Origin of the sequence: Mycobacterium heidelbergense (genome assembly GCF_010730745.1) — a bacterium.
Lineage (GTDB): Bacteria > Actinomycetota > Actinomycetes > Mycobacteriales > Mycobacteriaceae > Mycobacterium > Mycobacterium heidelbergense.
Genome location: NZ_AP022615.1, coordinates 836,950 through 855,937, shown reverse-complemented (window position 1 = coordinate 855,937; position 18,988 = coordinate 836,950). Strand labels below are relative to the sequence as shown.

Here is an 18,988-nt window from a genome sequence, read left to right as displayed (position 1 = left end):
ATGCGTAGAGTTGTCACCGTCTAGCAATCAAGCAGGGAGCGTAGCCAGTGGGGATGCGGCCCACCGCACGGATGCCGAAGCTGACTCGGCGTAGCCGGATTCTGATCCTGATCGCATTGGGTGTGATCGTTTTGCTGCTCGCCGGTCCCCGGCTGATCGACGCCTACGTCGACTGGCTCTGGTTCGGGGAGCTCGGTTATCGCTCGGTGTTCACCACCGTGCTGGTCACCCGCATCGTCGTCTTTCTGGTCGCCGGTCTGCTGGTCGGCGGCATCGTGTTCGCCGGCCTCGCGTTGGCCTACCGCACCCGGCCCGTCTTCGTCCCGAGCAACACCAACGACCCGGTGGCGCGGTACCGCGCCGTCGTCGTTTCCCGCCTGCGGCTGGTGGGCATCGGAATCCCGACCGCGATCGGGCTGCTGGCGGGCATCATCGCGCAGAGCTATTGGGTGCGGATCCAGCTGTTTCTCCATGGCGGAGACTTCGGCGTCAAGGATCCCCAGTTCGGCAGGGACCTCGGCTTCTACGCATTCGACCTGCCGTTCTACCGGTTGTTGCTCAGCTACGTGTTCGTGGCGGTGTTTCTGGCGCTCGTGGCGAACCTGCTGTCGCACTACATCTTTGGTGGCATTCGGCTGTCCGGCCGCACCGGCGCGCTGAGCCGCTCGGCGCGGATCCAACTGGTCAGCCTGGTCGGCGCGCTGGTGCTGCTCAAAGCGTTCGCCTATTGGCTGGACCGCTACGAGCTGCTGTCGCACACCCGCGGCGGAAAGCCGTTCACCGGCGCCGGGTACACCGACATCAACGCCGTGCTGCCGGCGAAGCTGATCCTGATGGCGATCGCGCTGATCTGCGCGGCCGCGGTGTTCTCCGCTATCGCTCTGCGGGACTTGCGGATTCCGGCCATTGGGCTGGTTCTGCTGCTGCTGTCGTCACTGATCGTGGGCGCCGGGTGGCCGTTGATCGTCGAGCAGATCAGCGTCAAACCCAATGCCGCGCAAAAGGAAAGCGAATACATCAGCCGTAGCATCACCGCCACCCGGCATGCCTACGGCCTGACGTCCGACGTGGTGACCTACCGCAACTACACCGGCGACGGCCAGGCCACCGCCCAGCAGGTCGCGGCCGACCGCGCGACCACCTCCAACATCCGGCTTCTCGACCCGACGATCGTCAGCCCGGCGTTCACCCAGTTCCAGCAGGGCAAGAACTTCTACTACTTTCCCGACCAGCTGTCCATCGACCGCTACCTCGACCGCAACGGCGCGTTGCGCGACTATGTCGTCGCCGCACGGGAACTCAACCCCGACCGGCTGATCGACAACCAGCGTGACTGGATCAACCGGCACACCGTCTACACCCACGGCAACGGGTTCATCGCGTCGCCGGCCAACACCGTGCGCGGCATCGCCAACGACCCCAACCAAAACGGCGGCTACCCGGAGTTTCTGGCCAACGTGGTCGGCGCCAACGGCAGCGTGGTGTCCGACGGGCCGGCACCGCTGGACCAGCCGCGCGTCTACTACGGACCCGTCATCTCCAACACGTCCGCCGACTATGCGATCGTCGGGCGCAACGGCGCCGACCGGGAATACGACTACGAAACCAGCACCGAGACCAAGAACTACACCTACACCGGCCTCGGCGGGGTTCCCGTCGGCGGCTGGATATCCCGCAGCGTGTTCGCCGCCAAGTTCGCCGAGCGAAACTTCTTGTTCTCCAACGTGATCGGGTCCAACAGCAAGATCTTGTTCAACCGTGATCCGGCGCGGCGGGTGGAGGCGGTGGCGCCGTGGCTGACGACCGACAGCGCCGTGTATCCGGCGATCGTCAACAAGCGGCTGGTGTGGATCCTCGACGGCTACACCACCCTGGACAACTACCCGTACTCCGAGCTCACCTCGCTGGAATCGGCGACCGCCGACTCCACCGAGGTGGCGTTCAACCGCCTGGCGCCCGACAAGCTCGTCTCCTACATCCGAAATTCCGTGAAGGCCACGGTGGATGCCTACGACGGCACCGTCACGCTGTATCAGCAGGACGAGCAGGATCCGGTGCTGAAAGCCTGGATGCAGGTGTTTCCCGGCACCGTCAAACCCAAGAGCGACATCACCCCCGAGCTCGCCGAGCATCTGCGCTATCCCGAAGACCTCTTCAAGGTGCAGCGGATGCTGCTGGCCAAATACCACGTCAACGACCCGGTGACGTTCTTCTCCACCTCCGATTTCTGGGATGTGCCGCTGGATCCGAACCCAACCGCCAGCAGCTACCAGCCGCCGTACTACATCGTCGCGAAAAACATTACGAAGAACGACAATTCGTCGTCGTACCAATTGATCAGCGCGATGAACAGGTTCAAGCGCGACTATCTGGCCGCCTACATCAGCGCCAGCTCCGATCCGTCGACGTACGGCAGGATCACCGTGTTGACCATCCCGGGTCAGGTCAATGGCCCGAAGCTGGCCAACAATGCGATCACCACCGACCCGGCGGTGTCCCAGGACCTCGGGGTGATCGGGCGCGACAATCAGAACCGGATCCGGTGGGGCAACCTGCTGACGCTGCCGGTGGGCCAGGGCGGGCTGCTTTACGTCGAACCCGTCTACGCGTCGCCGGGCGCCAGCGACGCCGCCTCGTCGTACCCGCGGTTGATCCGGGTGGCGATGATGTACAACGACAAGATCGGCTACGGCCCCACGGTGGGTGACGCCCTGACCGGGTTGTTCGGCCCCGGCGCCGGCGCGGCCGCGACGGGAATACAACCCACCGAGGCCGGCGCGCCCCCGCCCGCCGGCGCACCGGCGCCCGCCGCGGCACCGGGGCCGCCGCCCCCGCCGACGGCGGTGCCGCCGTCCCCCGACGGCTCGGTGACGTTGTCCCCGGCCAAGGCCGCCGCCCTGCAGGAGATCCAGACGGCGATCGGCGCGGCGAAAGACGCCCAGAAGAAGGGCGATTTCGCGGCCTACGGCGCGGCGCTGCAGCGCCTCGACGACGCGATCACCAAATACAACGCCGCCAAATAGGCCTGTTCGTTTGGCCGCTGGCCCCTTTTGGCCGCGAGCGTGCGTGTTTGTACACCGACACGCCGCAATCGGTGGCATTCTGCGCACCCTCGCGGCGTGCTTACCCAGTGATCATGCGGCGGGCGACCTCGCCGTATCGCTCGAAGCGTTCGTGATCTCCCAGGGCGGTGTACAGCACCAGGCGCGTTGCGATCCCCGCGTACTTTTGGGTCAGCGCGTCGGCCAACCCGTCCCAGGTCGACTCGGTGGCAAAGGCGGCGACGTGCTCGTCGCTGACCTGGGCCGCCATGCCGGCGAAGTCCCCGGCCTTCTGCTTCTCACGGATCCGCGCCGTCGTTCCCTCGAACCCAGCCTCGTTCCAGATGAACGCGTAGTTGGGGGTACTCCCGTAGAAAGCCATGCTGGCGCGCACCGAATCTCGTTGTTTGGCGCGCTCTTCGTCGCTGTCACCGACGATCGTCATCACCGGCACCATCAGCGCGATGTCCGACGGGGAGCGCCCCGCTGTGGCCGCCCCCGCGGCGACGTTCGGCAGGACGTGACGGGTGAGGTACCCCGGCTCGCCGATCGGGTGGACATGCACGCCGTCGGCCACTTCACCGGCCATCCGCAGCATCCACGGATTCACCGCTGCGACATCGACTTTGGGGTCGGGTGCGGCAATCGGTCCCGGGCTCCACTGCGGGGTGATGAAATCGAGATCATAGAACGCGCCGCGGTGGTCAAGCTTGCCCGTGCGGAAGGCGGCGAAACACGCCTTCACCGCGAGCACGTAGTCGCGCAGCCGCGGGCCGGGACGGTCGAAGGCCATGCCGTATCGCCGCACGACATGTGTGCGCACTTGCGTGCCCAGACCGAGCCGGAACTTCCCGCCCGTTGCTTCCTGAAGTTCCCACGCCGCGGCCGCCGTGACGAAGGGGCTGCGCGGAAACGCCACCGCGACCCCGGTGGACAGCTCGAGGCCGGGTGCGGCCTGCGAGGCGACGGCGGCGTTGAGATACGCCGTACGGCCGGTCTCGGTGATCAGCAGACCGGAAAACCCCGCGGCCTGCGTTCGACGGGCCAGGTCGCCGACCTTGTTGAGCGCTTGCGGGATCATCATCACGTCGACGTGCATGGCCGAACAGTATGCCGAAATTCGCGGGTCCACTTCGTCGTCACGCCGACCTTCTCGGGCGAGCCGACTACCGGCGGATCAAGGCCTCCCGGTGCTCCGACCATTGAATGGGCCAGTCCCCAGGCGACAAAGAGTCTGGTCAGCGCGCGATTTGGCCGCCGAGACGCGCGTTCGGTAACCTGTCATTTACCAACGCGGGGTGGAGCAGCTCGGTAGCTCGCTGGGCTCATAACCCAGAGGTCGCAGGTTCGAATCCTGTCCCCGCTACCAGCGGAAATGGCTCCCGGAGACTTCTCCGGGAGCCATTTTCATGCCCGATGGGAACACTTTTGGGAACATTAGCGTCGGTAACAAGTGCATCGCTGGCTGGATTGTGTGTGCCCGTCCGGCGGTAGCATGGGCCTTTGAGATCGCCAGTAGGGAGGTGTTGGTTGTGCCGCGTCATGCTGTGACAAAGGCTGTCGTGAAGCAGATCGCCGTGCGATCCACCAAGGCCTCGGCGAAGCTCGAAAACCGCGCGGTTCCAGCCGGCTACGTCCGGTCAGCCGCTGTGAGGCGATTTCTGGCTGAGCGACAGCCACGGCCCTGATGTCCCTCACGCCGGGATACGGAGAAACCCCGCTTCCCGACGACGAGCTTGAGGCATTGCTACCGCGCATTGCGGAGCTGCTTGGGAAACCCATCACCAAGGCTGCGGTGTATGACCTTGAGCAGGGTGTGCAGGAACAGGTCGCTGAGGAACTCCTCACCGCGGTGCTCGACGGCGCCGTCGGGTTGGACGAGCTACTCCAAGATTTCTTTCTCCGGGACCTGCATGCGCGGCTATTCAGCGACATTTGGACCTGGGGCGGGTTATTGCGCCGTCGCGAACTGAGCATTGGGGTTGCACCAGAGCAGATTGCTGTCGAACTGCGCAACTCACTGGACACGATCCGCTATCGGTGGCAGCACACGACAGACTGGACGTCCCGTGCGCTCGGCATCGCCGTGCACGCCGAAACGGTCCGGATTCACCCGTTCACTGACGGGAATGGTCGCGCCACCCGTCTACTTTCGGACCTCGTCTTTACCGCAGGTCAGGACTCAGACCAAGTTCTGCAGTACGACTGGAACGTCGACAAGAAGCGATACATTGCGCTGCTACGCGAGTACGACGGACATCGCGACGTTCGTGAGCTCGCGGATTTCATCACTGTGCGGGCAATCGAGCCCTGAACACGCGCGATCGACCGGCACCCGCGTGTGCTAGTTGCGGATCGCTGCGAGTCGGTAGGCGCGAACGGCAGCGTGCATAGTCTGGCGCGCGGCCTCTGCACGCAGCGGATCGAGTCGACCCTGCGCAACGGCATCCGCCCGAACTTCACGCCAACTCCGAGCCATGGCCACTCACCTCCCTCGCCAGTCGCGGTCGTTTGCCGGGTTGCAGGGGACCGAAATACTCCGCGGTAGAAGCCTTCCGGTGCCCGCGCAACTTCTGAATTGTAGTTAATGTCTCGCTCGCGGGCGGCGCATCAGTCCAGACCGTTCTCATCGTCTGAGTCCCAGGCGTCTCCGAGCAGAAATGCGGCGGCCTGTTCCGCTGCGTCGCGGTCGTCGTTTTCCAGCACATGGGCGTAGGTCTCGAGGAAGAATCCGACGTTGGCGTGGCCGATCCGCTCGCTGATCACTTTCGGGCTAATGCCGGCCCGCAGCGCACCGGTGGCGTAGGAGTGGCGCAGGTCGTGGAAGGTGATGCGCGCCAGGCCCGCCGCGGCTGCCAGTCTGTCGAAGCGTTGGCGGATCGTGTCGGGATGTGGCGGCCGGCCGTCTTGGTAGGTGAACAGATAGTCGCCCGGGTGGTAGGCGTTGCCAAAGAATTCGCGTTCGGTGTCTTGGAGCTGGCGCCAGCGGCGCAGCGCCGCCACCGTGGTGCGGTCGATGGAGATCGTCTGGTCAGCGTTGCGGGTTTTGCCGCCGGCCTTGTCCAGTGCCCGGCCGCCTACCACCACGCGATTGTCGTGCACGGTGATCACGCCGGTGTCCAGGTCGACGTCGGACCACTTCAAACCGCACACCTGGCCGCGCCGAATCCCGGTGGTGAGTTCCAACAGGAACAGCGCTGCGAACCGATCGTTGCGGATCGACGTGAGGAATGTCCGAATTTCCTCCGGCTTCCACACCATGCGGCGGGTTCGTGGCCGACGCGGCGGCTTCACGTTGCTCGCGGGGTTGTCGGTGATGTACTTCCAGGCCACCGCGTCGACCAGTGCGCGGTGGAGGAAGGCGTGGACGTTGCGGACGGTCTTGGGTGCCAGGCCCGGCGGAATCGGCTTGGGCACAATGCCGACCCGATAGCGCCGCACAGCCGTGCGGGCCGCGTGGATCGTCGTGTTGCACGCCTCCGATAGCTGCCGTGGTGTGGGCGGGTCGCCAGCGGCGTTGCGCTCCGACCAGTATGCGTACATCACGGAGTCGTTGTCACGCTTGACGCGGCCCTCAGTGAGCAGCTTGCCGTAGAGCTTGAGCAGCTGGGGCTCGTCGAGTCGTTGCAAGCGCTCGGCACCGATGTGGGGTAGGACGTATGTACGGGCGTAGTCGCTCCAACTCCGCCACGTCGTGGCGTCGAGCGCCGGTTCGACCGCGGCGAGCCACTCGGTGAGGAACTGCGCCACCGTCCGGGTCGACGGCTTGACGACGCGGCCGCGGTCGGCGTCGCGCATGGCATCTCGGCAGGCTTTCCATGCCTCGCGTTCGGTGTCGAAGCCGCCCTTGGTGATCCAGGGGTATCTGCCGGTCGACGGGTCCCGTTCTGGCAGGCGGAATTTGTAGTACCAGGACGAACCGCGCTGGTGCACCGTGCCTTTCACGATGCCACCAGTTCGCGCAGTCCTGCGGTCACGACGTAAATGCGGCCGCCGAGCCGACGAACGGGTAGTTCGTCGGAGGCCACCAACCGATAAGCTGCGGCCCGACTGATTCCCAGCAACTGCGCGGCGTGGGGTACGGCCAGCAGTAGGGGAAGATCATTGAACACGTTGCTCTCCAAGGTAATTCACCACCTTTCCATATGCTGAACGGATATTTCTTCGGAGGGGCATGCCCTGTGGACTTGCGGGCTGCATTGTGGACAAAAGCGCGCGGCTTCGGTTCCGTCGGGCTCAGTGACCGTGATTGTGCGAGAATGCTCGTCCTCGCATTCACCACACCAAGGCACCGCTGTCATGGGCGGGTCTCGCACCGGCCAGGCATCGTTGAGTCGGCGGGCCAGCACTCGAACCGGATCACGCGCCCCATTCGGGTTTCGGATCAGATGGTCCGTGAGGTCTGAGGCAAGCCAACCGCGCGCCAGTGCGGACTTGATGGCCGGCAAGAGACTGTTCGCGTTGCGGGTCCCCAGTTTCCATGAATCGATCACTGTCCCCAGGATCAGTGCCGCGGCGTCGTCCGGATCGGATGGTGATTCGGTTGATGGATTCAAGGGGTCCCGATCTGGGACCCCCGTAGGGTGTCGATTTGACACCGACCCCGTCCCGCTGTGGGACGGCCCCCGTCCCGCATTGGGACTGGGGGGTCCCGGATCGAGACCGGTTGGAAGATGTTGTGTTCGAGGGTGATTTAGGTAGTACCGGGTTGAACGGCGAGCCCCGGAGTCGTGGAATTGCGGACGCCGGGTCATGAAGGCCTGCGTTTCTAGATAGCTCAGCGCGCGCAAGACGGTGCTTCTGCCGGCGCCGGATTCAGCCATTAGAGTGCGGATTGAGGGATAGCAGGAGAAGTCTTCATCCGCCTTATTTGCCAGTAGGACGAGGATGAACTTGGCGACCGGGTTGCTGATGTCCAAGTCCTTCGCCCACGCGAGTGCTTCCCAGCTCATTCCGACGCTCCGACAAAAAACGGCTTAACGACGCCCGTTTCAGCGGGCTGCGCCGTGCGGCGATCCGTCTCGCGTCGTTCCATGGGTAAACGGTAACCACGGCTAACGGCGCTGCGCGACGGTCACGCGAATTTCGTTTGATCGAATCTCCCTGCAGCGCATGTGATTACCGATGATTGGCGGAGCGCAGTGAAACATCGCGAAACACCCTGCATCGCAACGGCATACCTTGTTGCGATGCGTACGTCGGTGGATGGCGGTGGATCGGTGCGCCGACTGTGCTGGCCGCAGGCGATTTCACTCCGGGCTACAACGTTGACTCAGATCGCGTCAATGAGCGCGGCTTCAGCCATTGATGAGTCGTGCGCGTCTGAGTGACGTCAGCAGGCGCTGAGCCGCCCGAAGCGTTGGGGCGTGCGCGCCGGCATTCAGCCGTCCGGAATCCGCATCGGCGGCTAGGGACTCCAACACGGTGCGGCATGCGCGCGGCGATGCCAGCACGATCTGTGCGGCCTCGGCCGGGCTGGATTGAACCTGTTTTGTCTCGATCCGGACGCGTTCCACGATTCGGTCGACGGGCTTCTCGACCACCTCAACCCGCACCGCTACGGCGCCGTTCCTCGCTGCGCGGCGCTCTTCATAAGCGGCTCGCCGGCATTGCTGTGAGCACCACATCGACGGGCGTCCGGGCTTCGGCGGCCAGGTGTTGCTCGGCATCTCTGCGCCACATCGGGGGCAGCGTCTAGCTGGCATGAGAACGATCATAAGGGGTGCCTAATTAATTAGATACGGACGAAATTGCGTATACAGCTGCTGACCTGAGTGCAAGAGGTTTGATGTTCGGTGATGCAGTGAAGTTAGTGCATCTACGGGTACCTTGGGGACGGCGTGGCGGGTCGGCCAATGGGTGCCCGATCCTCCGTGAGGAGGCCCGCAGCTTGACGATGAGGTTGGTTCGCTCGACTCGAAACGAACCACAGAGGCGCATGGCGGGCTGGCACTCGCGCGTCAGTCGGTGGTGTCGTTGATGTGCTTGATGGACTTGCCGAGTCTTGGGCGGTCAAGCGGACCGGGCAGCCTCGACGTTAGGGGAGGCGCAGCACCCGGACTGGCAGGCCGGGAGTGTTGGCTAATCGGCCATCATCAGAAAGCAGGTCGGCGCCAATGTGCTTGGCGAGCGCCACATACACTGTGTCGGCGAATGTGACGTTTGCCCGTAACCGCCACGCGTCGGCGAACAACCCGCGTACCTCGGTGACGCGCAACGGCCAGCCTGTCAGCGCGTCGATGGCATGATCGATCTGCGCGGGTGTCAGGATCCGGTTCAAGTTCCATCTTCGCGGCGCCGCTCCACACTCCACGAAGAACAGCTCCGGCACCCATGTCACCACGTCGGCGGGTAACAGCGTTCGCAGAGCGCGCCCGCGAAGCGTGCCAGCAGCCAACTCCACGCCAGCGGAGGCATCGACGACCGGGTTCACACCTCGCCAGCGGTGCGCAGGTCGGCGAGGGTGTCAGCTGCCCGCACTCCGGGATCAATGGGTTCCCCGGCTTGACGACGATCAAGCCATGCGACGAAAGACTCCGGTGTGATCTCCTCATGTGGGTTGAGGACGACCACGGCGGGGTCGGACGGGATATCGGGGAAGCCAGCCACGATCTCCAATCTATCGACCTGCATGAACCTGCACGAATGTGGCGACAGTCTGTAGGCGAATATTTGCGCACTCTCGGAACAGGATGCGTCCGGCGCGCTTAATTGATAATCCCGGTTATCCATCTTTCACACTGCTCGTCAGTCGATCAGTGGCCGAATCCAACCGCTGGCCCATCTGACCTAGTCCCCGAAGATGTTCGACGAAGGCCATCACCGTGACCCACCAGCTGTACCTTTGGCGATTTACGAGACTGGTGGTTACCTGCTCAAGAAAGTAGATATACATCGGGTCTTGCGGCTGGCGCGATTACCCGTTGGACGCCCTGAATTCAGTAGAGTTGCCTGATGGGAGAATATCGGCCGATTCTGCGTGTCGGCTAGTGGCCGCTTGTTCCAGCCCCGATCCTTGCCCGTTCTGCGCGATTGCAGTCGGAAGCGTGCGGGCGCGCGAGATCTTTCGGACTGACTCTGTATTAGTTTTCCAACCCGACGTTCCCGCAGTGCTCGGCCACACGCTAGTCGTACCAACGGCGCATCTGCCCAATATTTGGGCCGTCGGCGAGGAGCTGGCATGCGAGCTCGCCAGTATCACTCGCCGTGTGGCGGCAGCCGTGGCAGAAGCGACGAATGCTGAGGGCTTAAACATCATCCAGTCCAACGGGGCGGCGGCGGGTCAAACCGTTTTTCACTTGCACGTCCACGTAGTTCCACGAAGTGATGGGGATCGCATGCCCCGACTCTGGCCGGAAGACGCGGAGTGGCAACCTGCGCAGCTGGATTCGATTACGGATCGGCTCCGACTTGCGATCGAGCATCACCGTTGAGGTGCTGGGGCTACCTCGCGGCTCGTTTCGGGCGCCGAATTAGGGGCGGCCGGAGTCGGTGAGGGTTGGCCAATCCTCGTTGTTTCGGAGGTACCAGGGGGTGTTGGCGGTTGGCTCGGTGGAGGAGAACTGGAGCCGGGTGCAGATGGCGCACCAGAGGTCGCAGCGGGCCCTCCGGGTGATGGCGGGTGCTCCTTGGCCGCAGGGGAATTCGTTGCGACGGCCAGGATTATCGCCACGGCGGTGGCCAAGGCAAGAATGGTGGGGTAAAAGATCCGAAGGCTTACGGCCAGAGCAACTGTCCATGGCTGCTTTTTGAGGTAGGGCCCTGGGTGAATCTTGAAGTCACGCACCCTCTTTGCTGCGACATCGTCATACATGTCGCGGAATGCGCGTTCCAAGCGCAGGAAGTAGGTGTCGAGAAACCAGAGCGCAATCGTCGGAACAAAAGCGGCAAGAGCCAACCCGGCCTGCTTCTGCGTGGCTGCGAAGCCGAGAAGCGCTGAGGCCAACGTGATCGCCCAGCCCTTCGTGAGGAAGGAGTTGTTCGCCAGCCGGCTAATGACGTCTTGAACGTAGTCCATGTGTTTGTGGTGATCGCTGCGGTCGACGTTGGTCATCGGGTCATCAACCCCACGAACTCGTTTGCGCCTTCGATGAACGAGCGGAGTGGCTCGGCTCGCGTGCCTTTGGGGAGCACTGCGTAAGGCCGTAATCGACCGTCTGCTTCGACTTGCTCTATAAGCTTGTATAAGCCGAGATATTCTTCGCCGACGAAGGCGCTGCTATCAGGACTCTCAAGCGGCATAACCGCGACTCGCTCGCCGTCATGCAGGCCGTCGAAATATCCGAGCTCCCAAGGCATCCAGCGTGATTGCCGCGCGGCTCGCGAAGTTGCATAGATCAGGCGGCGCGAACACTGCATTCGCTTGCGGAGGCGATCCGCGGTGGCCTCGGAGACCGCATTGCGGTCCAATTCAGGATCGTCGATCCAGTCGACGTATACGCGCAGATTTTGCGCGACGAGCCAGTCGCGGACGCCGAGTATCACCCGTGCGTCTCGGATGCTATGGCTGAGGAAGACGTCGAAACTGCCTGTCGCCGACTTCGAAGCCGTGCGTAGCTGACTCGCTGCTGCACTCGCCGTCAAACTGCCGGCCCTGCGGCGAAAGAACTCCTCGCTGTAGTAGGTCATGTTCGAGTAATCCCCCTGTCGGACCATGCGGCGAGGTTGGTGCGAAGAGCGGCGTAAGTGGCCTGGGAGTCGGTACGGGTTGGATCGAAGATGGGAATGCCTACGTACCCGAGGCCGGCGGCCTTAAATGGGTCGGGCCCGGGTTGGTCGACGTCGCCGAACGAAGACAAGCCATGAACGCAAATGCCTAGCAGTGGTTTGCGGTCGCGCCAAGCCTTTTGGATCTCGTACTGGACCCACGGCCGGTCAGCCGTCTCCTGCCCGACCAGCACTACCACGGCCCGCTTGTAACGCATCTGATCGTCGATCCATCTCTCGATGGCATGGCGGCCTCGACTGCGTACCGTTTCCCAGGCCTGCGAATTCAAGAGCGGCTGTCCCTCTAGGGCATCGATGTTGCGGACAAGCTGCACGCGATGGACATCGCGCTCGTAATGAAAACTGTAAAACACCGTCTTTGCCATTGTTGCCTTCCTTTCGGATGTAGCGGAAGCGGACTGGGCGGGTCATCTCCACGCTCGGCGCGCGGTGGCCGGGATCGTGGATGCGGACGATTCCGCGTCGCCTTTCATCGATAGCCGTCAGGCCTACCTCCGACTCTTGCTTGTACGCGTGTCCGCATGTACGCGGACGCATCAAAAATAGTAACATGGGTCTCGGTCCTGCTGGGTATCCGCAGCCCAGCGGCGTACGCTAAGTTGCGAACATGGCAAGGCAAGGCACTGACAAATCGCTCGGGACACGCATCCGAGCTGCACGAGTTGCCGCCGAGAAGTCGCTGCGGGGCTTTGCAAGCGAAATGGAATTGTCTCCGTCCTACATGAATGACATCGAGTACAACCGCCGAGTGCCATCGGATGACGTACTCCGACGACTCGCGGACAGACTCGACCTCAACCTCGACGAATTGTTAGCGGCGGCGGGACGTGTTGGTATCGCCAAAGAGGCTGAGCAATACATCCGCGAAACCCCTCGTGCCGGAATGCTGTTCCGGCGCGTAGCCCGCGACCGGTTGACGGACGAACAGCTCAAAACCCTCCTCGAGCAAGTCGACCGAATGCGGGACGGCGACACGGAGCGATAGCGGTGCAGTGGTATTCCGGCCCTGAGGGTGATCAGCGCATCTGGTATGAACCGGAGGACATCGAGCAGATCGCTGTGGAACAGCTTCGCGTAGCCAAGCTTTCGCCGACACTAGACCGCCCAGTCACCGATCTCGAGCGATTGATTGAGGGCCACCTTCGTGCCGAACTCGACCTTTACGCGGACCTCCCGGACGCAGTGCTTGGGCTGACTGAGTTCCCTGTTCGTGGCGCCCCGATCGTGCAAATCGATCGAGCTCTGACCGAGGCCAGGGATGCCGAACACGCGACCGTGGCGGAAATTGGTCGGTGGCGGGCCACTCTTGCGCACGAGGCATCACATATTTTTCTGCACCGCTACTTATTTGACCCGAGCATGGCGCCACTGGCCGGGGGTAGCAGTGTCCCTAGGCCTAGCGAGGGTGGGCTCATGCGATGTTTGCATCGCGACATCTCGCCCGAAGCAGCCGACTGGCGGTCGGTGCGCCGGCGACCGGACTGGCGTGAGGTTCAAGCCAATAAAGCGATGGCGGCACTACTGATGCCGCGCCGAACCTTTAAGCGAATCGTTGTTCGTGAAATGCGCCAACTAGGTTTAGGTCTCCCCCCAATCGCGGAGTCCGATGTCCAAAGACTGGCCAACGTGCTCGCGCCAATTTTCTCGGTATCGAAGCAGGCAGTGCGTATCCGACTCGATTCGGAGGGTTTGCTAACGCGGCGTTAATAGTTGGTCAGGCTTTCGGGCTCTGTGATCGCGGGCGGGCCGATCACCGATCTGCTAGAGGGGACTGGATCTCGGTTGTTACGGCCAACGCTGAACTGTGCCAATAGGTTCGCGGCGGACGTGCTGGTGAATTCTGGATCATCGCTCCCAGTTGCGCGCGAGGACCGTTGCTTGTAGCAGCCGGGCTTGCGCGTCGGAGGCCGTCGGCCCGGTCTGCTTTACTTCGGCGATGAGGATTGGTTTGAGCGCCTCGATGGTGGCGCTGGCCGCCATGGTCGGGGCCGGCTCGTCACCGGCACCCCGCGTCGCCGCCGACCCCCAGCCGACGCCGTTCCCGGTCGGCCAGCTCGGCACTCTGATGCATGCAAAAGCCGCCGGCGGGGCGACTGCAGACGTGACGCTCAACAGCGCTGCGTGGTTCCCGCCGGGCTGCGCTGGCGGCTGGTCGTGCAACCTCATCGAATTGACCATCACGGGCACATCCGCGATGCCATTCAAGTACGACGAGATTTACGTGGTCGCTGGCTATGGAGGCGGTGAACAGCCGTTCACCCATCCCAACGTCGATCACTGGTTGGGCGGCTCGTACCACATCGACTATCGGGCGATCAACAAGATGCCGCCACTGCGAACCGGCAGCGTCACGAACGGCCAGTCCGCCCATGGGTTCATCGGCTATGGTTTGCAAGACGAAGGCGATCTGTATGTCAAGATGATCGATCCGGACACCGAAAACCCATACGCCCAACCGTTTGGCGTCGTCGAAGTCGGCTGGAAGATCCACACCTGAGAGGTATGTCGTGAGCGAGGTTGCAAACCCCTCATCAGTTGGGGGAGAAGAGATTCTGCCTGAGAAGGCTGAGGCGGGCGCTAAAGCCCACGTCGGTTACATTCCGCCCATCACCCTGACACCCGGCGGCCCGGTGAAACTTAGCAGGGCGGGGGTGAGTTGGTTACTTACCCAGCTTATGTTCTCAGACGTCGACGGGCCGGCAACGCCACCGACACAGCTTGAGCTGTATGACACGCTGCGCACTAAATTCGTTGAGGCACAACGGTTTATCGAAGCAGACGAACAATTTGCCGAATTCATAGGTGAGCCCCCCTCCCTTGAGAACTACGTAGCTAGAGTCGCTATCGAAGACGGATCCCCCAGGAAGTGGGCCGGCCTGTTCGTCGGCTACGGGTCATTGCTGCTGGAGGACGGAGACCCTCCCCTGGACGCTGAGCGCCGCGAGGGCATCGTGTGGTGGCTCGGCAAGATATGGGCAATGTTCTTGTTCACCAGGAATATTGAAGAACTCGTCTGGCGCGGCTACCAAAACTTCGGCGCCGACGCACTTTCCGACGCGCTCACCGCTTGGGATGAAAGCGACAAAGGTGAATCCGAAGAGCACTGGCAGACATTTCTACAAGAACGGCCCCACCTCATCGGCCTCATCTTCCCAGGCCCAGTAGCGATCCACCAAGGCAAGGCGTACCTCGGCGGGAAAACAGTTGACAACACTGGCGGAAAGATCGTGGACTTCCTACTCGAGAATTCGATCGGCGGCGATGCCGCGCTGTTGGAGATAAAGCGCCCCGCGAGCAAGCTGCTCGCGGCCACCCCGTACAGGAACGACATCTACGCGCCAACAAGCGAACTCGTGGGGTCAGTCTCACAGATACTGAACTACCGCGACACCGTGGTCGCCGAAAAGAGCCACCTCAGCCTGCCATTGGAGGTATTCGTCCCTTCGTGTGTGGTGCTCATCGGGAACTATGCGATCGAGCTTGATTCCCCCGAGAAGCGGCGAAGTTTCGAGCTCTATCGGTCCTCACTCAACGGAGTCTCGATCGTCACATATGACGAGCTGTTCATCAGGCTGAGGAAGACTCTCGATGTTCTACGCGGTGAATGAGCACACGCATTTTTTGATTAATCATCGGGTGACAGTGGGCCCGTGCGCCATCACCGGCAGCCGAGTCTAGTGTCCTGAGTCATTAATTCTGGTGCAGTAGTTGCCGATGCTGGTCAGGATTTGGTCGGCGGTCTTGGTCCAGACGTAGGGGCGGGGGTTGTCGTTCCAGGTTTGGATCCAGGCGCGGATGTCGGTGTTGAGTTGTCTTACCGAGGTGTGGGTGGCGCGACGCAGCTTTTTGGTGGTCAGCTCGGAAAACCAGCGTTCGACAAGGTTGAGCCATGACGAGCTGGTCGGGGTGAAGTGCAGCACGAACCGGGGATGGTTGGTCAGCCACCGCTTCACCGCCGGTGTCTTGTGTGTGGAGGCGTTGTCGAGCACGACGTGGCAGTCCAGGTCAGCGGGGACTTCGGCGTCGATCTTTTTGAGGAACGCCAGGAACTCCCGGCTGCGGTGGCGAGCGTGCAGGGATCCGATGACTTTGCCTGTGGCCAGGTCCAGGGCGGCGTACAGACTTGAGGTGCCATGTCGGATGTAGTCGTGGCTGGCCCGCACCGGAGTGCCAGGCAGCATCGGAAACACCGGTTGGGTGCGGTTGAGGGCCTGGATCTGGGTCTTCTCGTCGACGCAGAGCACGACCGCGCGTTCGGGTGGGTCCAGGTAGAGCCCGACCACGTCGCGGACCTTCTCGACGAACAGTGGATCCTTGGACAATTTCCACGAATCTTGTTTGTGCGGAGCCAATCCGAATGCCCGCCAGACCCGCGAGACCATCGACTGGCTCAAGCCCAGATGCTCGGCCATCGACCGGGTCGACCAGTGCGTGGCATCAGGTGGAGTGGTCTCCAACGTCGCGGTGACCAAGTCTTTGATCCGCTCATCGCCGATGACCCGGGGCCGGCCAGGACGCGGCTCGTCTAGCAAGCCGTCACAACGGTCAACGACGAACCGATTGCGCCACCGGCGCACCGTCGTGATCGACAATCCCAACCGTTGGGCCAGTTCGGTATTCGTCCCGCCCTCGGCGGCCGCCAACACAATTCGCGACCGCATCGCCAACCCCGCCGCACTGCTGCGCCGTCGTGCCCACCCCTCCAACTCGGTCCGCTCGTCGGCGGTCAACACGATCTCGGCAGCACGGGGAGCAGGCACAACCCAGTCTAACAGCTAGATCATAATTAATGACTCACAACACTAGCTTGGACTGCTATTCGGGTCTGGCAGCACATTGAGCGCTGCCTGACGGCCACGGAGCAAGCGTTGCTTCCTCCTGAGTTTGGACACCCTCGGCGATTCTGACGTGGCGTAGTTCTCTGACCTGCTGTTTCTGTCGCGCGGGTGGGTGTTTTGGGGTACTAACCGGGTAGGTTCGTGCGGTGGCGTACGTGCGGAAGGTGCGCACTGCCTCGGGTGCGGTGGCGGTGCAGGTAGCGCGCAAGGACCAGGGCAAGGTGGTGATCCTGGCGGATCTGGGCTCGGCGCATACCGATGCTGAGCTGGGCATTCTGCTCGATGTGGCCCACCAGGTGGTGCTTGACGGTCAGGCCGCTCTTGACTTTGAGGTCGGTGCTCGCGCTCAGTCGATGGCTCGGGTGGCCGACTTCCGGGAGCGCGCGTTGCTCGTTGCGCCGGTCCGGCCCAGCAACCCAGCAGCGGTGGTGGCACCGGGGCGCACGCTGGGCACCAGTTCACGACTGCTCTATGACGTGCTGGCCCACGTGTATGACTGGCTCGGTTTCGGCGAGGTCGGCGATGAAGTGTTGCGGGACCTGGTGATCGCCCGGATCGTGGAGCCGACCAGCAAGATCGACGCGCTGCGAGTGCTGGCCGACCTCGGAGCAACACTGGTGTCGTACAAGACGATCGACCGCCACGTCCGCAGCCTCCATGCCGGCCCGGCCGGGATGTGCTCGCCGCGAAATGCTTTGCGCATTCCCGTGATTGCGGCGGTCTGTCACTGCTGCTCTATGACGTCACGACCTTGCATTGGGAAGCCGAGAAAGAAGACACGCTGCGCCGGGTTGGCTATAGCAAGGACCGCAAGGTCGACCCTCAGATCGTCGTCGGACTGCTGGTGGACCGCACCGGGATGCCTTTGGAGATCGGCTGTTTCGAGGGCAACACCGCCGAGACGACCACCATCGTGCCGATCATCCGCGGATTCGTCGAACGCCACCAACTGCAAGGGACGCCGATGGTGGTGGCCGCTGATGCCGGGATGCTCTCAGCGGCCAACCTCAAAGCCCTCGATGAGTTGGAGTTGTCGTTCATCGTCGGCTCCCGAATGACCAAGGCGCCTGGGGATCTGGAGTCCCATTTCCATTGGAACGGCGATGTTTTCACCGACGGGCAGATCATCGACACCGTCACACCCCGGCACGGAAACAGCACCGTCAACGACTGCAACAAACGTGCTGAGCCGGTCTGGGACCCCGAAGCCCACCCGGGCGCCTGGCGGGCGGTCTGGGCGTACTCGGCCAAACGGGCCCGCCGCGACCAGAAAACCCTGGCCGCCCAAGAAACCCGCGCGCGAGCCATCGTCGACGGCTCCAAGCAGGCCAAGACCGCCCGGTTCGTGAAGGTCCGCGGCGATGACCGGGCCATCGACGAGGCCAGCTTGGCCCGTGCCCAATCGCTGGTGGGCTTGAAGGGGTATGTGACCAATGTGCCGGTCACCGTGATGACGGCCAGCGAAATCATCGCGAAATACCACGACCTGTGGCACGTGGAGAAGTCGTTTCGGATGTCCAAGAGCGACCTGCAGGCGCGGCCGATGTTCAACCGGGTGCGTGACGCGATCGAAGCGCACCTGACCGTCGTGTTCGCCGCCCTGGCCGTCTCTCACGTCATCCAGTCGCGCACCGGCATATCCATCGCCAAAGCCGTCAAGGCGCTGCGACCGCTGCGCAGCGCCACCATCAACATCAACGGCGCCACCCAGACTTTCCCACCGGACATCCCCGACCCCGAGCGCAGGATCCTCACCGACCTCGGCTTCAAACCCGGGTACTAAGCCAAATGTCCAAACTCAGGCCTGACGGCCACGGAGCAAGCGTTGCTTCCTGTTGTCGCAGGAGTTCGTCCGTACGCTCGACGAAGCCCACCGGCTCGCTCCGCGACTTGCGATCAGTAATTCCTGTGCCGCTGTGCGTCAAACGATCGACAGGTGGTTCTCGTGTCCCGACGCCGACAGCCCATCTAGGTCAGCGCGCCAGCATGGGAGCCACCCACGGCTTCGACGTGACACCTGCCCACTGCCGATAAAACAATTGATAATCAATCTTATCCACCAATATTCGGTAACCCGTCGCCGGACAGCGTCTTTACTGTTTCCGGCAACAGGAAGAAGGATCTAGAGCGTGTCTCCTGTGTAGGGAGGGGTTTTGAGTCGGCCCTCTGACTGCCAGATTTGGGAACAAATTTGGGAACAAAACTCTGCGAAACTACCCCGAATCAGCGCAACACGACGCAACTTCCCGAACATTCAACCCCCACTGACCTGCACAAACGAGACAACACGAACACCTGAAAACCCCTGGCCCGTAGCTCATAACCCAGAGGTCGCAGGTTCGAATCCTGTCCCCGCTACCAGCGGAAATGGCTCTCAGGCAT

General features: G+C 62.7%; 18 protein-coding genes, 1 tRNA gene and 2 pseudogenes. 9 read left to right on the top strand and 12 right to left on the bottom strand.

Features of this window, described 5'->3' with window-relative positions:
* Positions 1-47: 47 nt before the first annotated feature.
* Entirely contained in the window at positions 48-3,023 is a 2,976-nt protein-coding gene (locus G6N25_RS04075; protein WP_083073123.1) for a UPF0182 family protein, read from the top strand.
* A gap of 100 nt (positions 3,024-3,123) precedes the next feature.
* Here the strand turns inward: G6N25_RS04075 and G6N25_RS04070 are convergent, their stop codons facing one another.
* A complete protein-coding gene (locus G6N25_RS04070) occupies positions 3,124-4,140 on the bottom strand; it encodes a TIGR03617 family F420-dependent LLM class oxidoreductase (protein WP_083073122.1) in 1,017 nt (338 codons plus the stop codon).
* Positions 4,141-4,333: 193 nt separating this feature from the next.
* Between G6N25_RS04070 and G6N25_RS04065 the strand changes: the two genes are divergently transcribed.
* Positions 4,334-4,410: transfer RNA gene (locus G6N25_RS04065), tRNA-Met, on the top strand.
* Positions 4,411-4,728: 318 nt separating this feature from the next.
* Positions 4,729-5,355, top strand: a complete 627-nt coding sequence (locus G6N25_RS04060; RefSeq protein ID WP_083073121.1) for a Fic family protein — start codon at positions 4,729-4,731, stop codon at positions 5,353-5,355.
* Between the two features lie 36 nt (positions 5,356-5,391).
* Here the strand turns inward: G6N25_RS04060 and G6N25_RS23700 are convergent.
* From G6N25_RS23700 to G6N25_RS23695, 7 genes and pseudogenes are all read right to left on the bottom strand, one after another.
* Positions 5,392-5,526, bottom strand: a pseudogene (locus G6N25_RS23700) (transcriptional regulator); the annotation flags it as partial.
* A gap of 125 nt (positions 5,527-5,651) precedes the next feature.
* Complete coding sequence (locus tag G6N25_RS04055) at positions 5,652-6,986, bottom strand: site-specific integrase (protein ID WP_142272534.1); 1,335 nt, start codon at positions 6,984-6,986, stop codon at positions 5,652-5,654.
* A complete protein-coding gene (locus G6N25_RS04050) occupies positions 6,983-7,165 on the bottom strand; it encodes a helix-turn-helix domain-containing protein (RefSeq protein ID WP_232065698.1) in 183 nt (60 codons plus the stop codon). Before G6N25_RS04050 ends, G6N25_RS04055 begins: the two co-directional genes overlap by 4 nt.
* 6 nt (positions 7,166-7,171) lie before the next feature.
* Positions 7,172-7,993 (bottom strand): helix-turn-helix domain-containing protein, encoded by an 822-nt coding sequence (locus tag G6N25_RS24395; protein WP_083073119.1) that lies wholly within the window; start codon positions 7,991-7,993, stop codon positions 7,172-7,174.
* 345 nt (positions 7,994-8,338) lie between these two features.
* Positions 8,339-8,710, bottom strand: coding sequence for a hypothetical protein (locus G6N25_RS04040; RefSeq protein WP_232065697.1), 372 nt, complete (start codon positions 8,708-8,710; stop codon positions 8,339-8,341).
* Positions 8,711-9,078: 368 nt separating this feature from the next.
* Positions 9,079-9,474: a type II toxin-antitoxin system VapC family toxin gene (locus tag G6N25_RS04035; protein ID WP_142272533.1), complete on the bottom strand. Its 396-nt coding sequence runs from the start codon at positions 9,472-9,474 to the stop codon at positions 9,079-9,081.
* A complete protein-coding gene (locus G6N25_RS23695; RefSeq protein ID WP_158084858.1) occupies positions 9,471-9,650 on the bottom strand; it encodes a hypothetical protein in 180 nt (59 codons plus the stop codon). The genes G6N25_RS04035 and G6N25_RS23695 overlap by 4 nt, the downstream gene beginning before the upstream one ends.
* A gap of 380 nt (positions 9,651-10,030) precedes the next feature.
* On the opposite strand from G6N25_RS23695, the gene G6N25_RS24390 reads away from it, so the two are divergent.
* Positions 10,031-10,474, top strand: coding sequence for an HIT family protein (locus G6N25_RS24390; protein ID WP_372506901.1), 444 nt, complete (start codon positions 10,031-10,033; stop codon positions 10,472-10,474).
* Here G6N25_RS24390 and G6N25_RS04020 read toward each other — a convergent pair.
* Genes G6N25_RS04020 through G6N25_RS04010 form a run of 3 tightly spaced genes read right to left on the bottom strand, consistent with a single transcriptional unit; the run spans position 10,465 to position 12,133 of the window.
* The gene (locus tag G6N25_RS04020) at positions 10,465-11,094 is read right to left on the bottom strand and encodes a hypothetical protein (RefSeq protein ID WP_142272531.1); all 630 of its coding nucleotides are present in this window, start codon (positions 11,092-11,094) and stop codon (positions 10,465-10,467) included. The genes G6N25_RS24390 and G6N25_RS04020 overlap by 10 nt on opposite strands.
* The gene (locus G6N25_RS04015) at positions 11,091-11,669 is read right to left on the bottom strand and encodes a TIR domain-containing protein (protein ID WP_083073115.1); all 579 of its coding nucleotides are present in this window, start codon (positions 11,667-11,669) and stop codon (positions 11,091-11,093) included. The genes G6N25_RS04020 and G6N25_RS04015 overlap by 4 nt, the downstream gene beginning before the upstream one ends.
* Positions 11,666-12,133, bottom strand: coding sequence for a TIR domain-containing protein (locus G6N25_RS04010; protein WP_083073114.1), 468 nt, complete (start codon positions 12,131-12,133; stop codon positions 11,666-11,668). Before G6N25_RS04010 ends, G6N25_RS04015 begins: the two co-directional genes overlap by 4 nt.
* A 242-nt stretch (positions 12,134-12,375) precedes the next feature.
* Between G6N25_RS04010 and G6N25_RS04005 the strand changes: the two genes are divergently transcribed.
* The 4 genes from G6N25_RS04005 (at position 12,376) to G6N25_RS03990 (ending at position 15,376) form a co-directional block, all read left to right on the top strand.
* A complete protein-coding gene (locus G6N25_RS04005) occupies positions 12,376-12,753 on the top strand; it encodes a helix-turn-helix domain-containing protein (RefSeq protein ID WP_083073113.1) in 378 nt (125 codons plus the stop codon).
* A 2-nt stretch (positions 12,754-12,755) separates the two neighbouring features.
* The gene (locus G6N25_RS04000; protein WP_158084856.1) at positions 12,756-13,475 is read left to right on the top strand and encodes an ImmA/IrrE family metallo-endopeptidase; all 720 of its coding nucleotides are present in this window, start codon (positions 12,756-12,758) and stop codon (positions 13,473-13,475) included.
* 229 nt (positions 13,476-13,704) lie between these two features.
* Positions 13,705-14,265, top strand: coding sequence for a hypothetical protein (locus G6N25_RS23600; RefSeq protein ID WP_179961645.1), 561 nt, complete (start codon positions 13,705-13,707; stop codon positions 14,263-14,265).
* Between the two features lie 10 nt (positions 14,266-14,275).
* Positions 14,276-15,376, top strand: a complete 1,101-nt coding sequence (locus G6N25_RS03990) for a Shedu immune nuclease family protein (RefSeq protein WP_142272529.1) — start codon at positions 14,276-14,278, stop codon at positions 15,374-15,376.
* A gap of 66 nt (positions 15,377-15,442) precedes the next feature.
* On the opposite strand, the gene G6N25_RS03985 is transcribed toward G6N25_RS03990, so the two are convergent.
* On the bottom strand, positions 15,443-16,528 hold the full coding sequence (locus G6N25_RS03985; RefSeq protein WP_083077664.1) for an IS630 family transposase: 1,086 nt from the start codon (positions 16,526-16,528) through the stop codon (positions 15,443-15,445).
* 224 nt (positions 16,529-16,752) lie between these two features.
* On the opposite strand from G6N25_RS03985, the pseudogene G6N25_RS03980 reads away from it, so the two are divergent.
* Positions 16,753-18,389 (top strand): annotated as a pseudogene (locus G6N25_RS03980) (IS1634 family transposase).
* Positions 18,390-18,988: the final 599 nt, after the last annotated feature.